The sequence below is a fragment of the Halalkalibacter alkalisediminis genome, assembly GCF_028610705.1.
Lineage (GTDB): Bacteria > Bacillota > Bacilli > Bacillales > Bacillaceae_D > Halalkalibacter > Halalkalibacter alkalisediminis.
In genome coordinates, this window is the sequence record NZ_JAQQWT010000129.1 from 1 (window position 1) to 1,019 (window position 1,019).

General features: G+C 40.0%; 1 protein-coding gene. It reads left to right on the forward strand.

Annotated elements, in window-relative coordinates:
- Window positions 1–65 precede the first annotated feature (65 nt).
- A complete protein-coding gene (locus PQ474_RS26185; RefSeq protein WP_273848514.1) occupies window positions 66–1,010 on the forward strand; it encodes an IS30 family transposase in 945 nt (314 codons plus the stop codon).
- Window positions 1,011–1,019: the final 9 nt, after the last annotated feature.

Here is a 1,019-nt window from a genome sequence, read left to right on the forward strand (position 1 = left end):
AAAAAAGCCCATGATACTTCGTGTAAAATGAAGTTACCACACAACCCTTACACGGAGGTTTTATCATGAGCTACTCCCATCTTACCACGTTTGAGCGTGGACGACTAGAATCCCTAAATAAACTGGGCTGGTCTACTAGAAAAATTGCTTTAGAACTAAATCGACACCATTCTACTATTGCTCGAGAATTGAATCGAAATAGTACAAAAGAATATGCTAGTGAAGTTGCTCAAGTTAAATATGTAGAGCGTCGTAAAGCCTGTAAACCAACAGGTAAATGGTCTGACTCATTGGCAGAGGTCATTGAAGAAAAACTTCAACTAACATGGTCTCCTGAACAGATCATTGGACGGTTAGTTGAACTAAAACTTTCATTCAAAACGATTTATCGTTGGCTCTATCTTGGACTGCTAAATAAGGTGGATATCACAGTTCTTCGTCACAAAGGAAAACGTCAAAAACCCGTTGAAACCAGAGGGCGATTTAACATTGGAACCTCCATTACTGAACGCCCAAAAGAGATAAAGAAAAGAACGACTTTTGGACATTGGGAACTTGATACGATGGTCTCAAGTCGCGGGAAAAGTAAAGGATGCTTCGCTACCTTTGCCGAACGGAAAACACGGATGTACATTGCAGTAAAGATGGATAATCGTAGTTCTTCATCGATGGAAACAGCCATTTTAAACATGTTTGCAATGTATCCTCCAGGTGTTTTTATGACATCAACTGTTGATCGTGGGAAAGAATTTGCGTGCTATTCGAGCATTGAAGAACAGGTAGATATGTCTATTTACTTTGCTGATCCATACTCTTCATGGCAGCGTGGAACCAACGAGAATGCTAATGGCCTCTTACGTGAATTCTTCCCTAAGAAGACAGATCTAGCTCAAGTACCAAAAGAAGATTTAGAGTTAGCCTTGCATTTAATTAATCATCGCCCAAGAAAATGTCTTGGTTGGAAAACTTCATACGAAGCGTTTTGGGAAGAAGTGTCGCAGTTAGATTGACAAACCGTC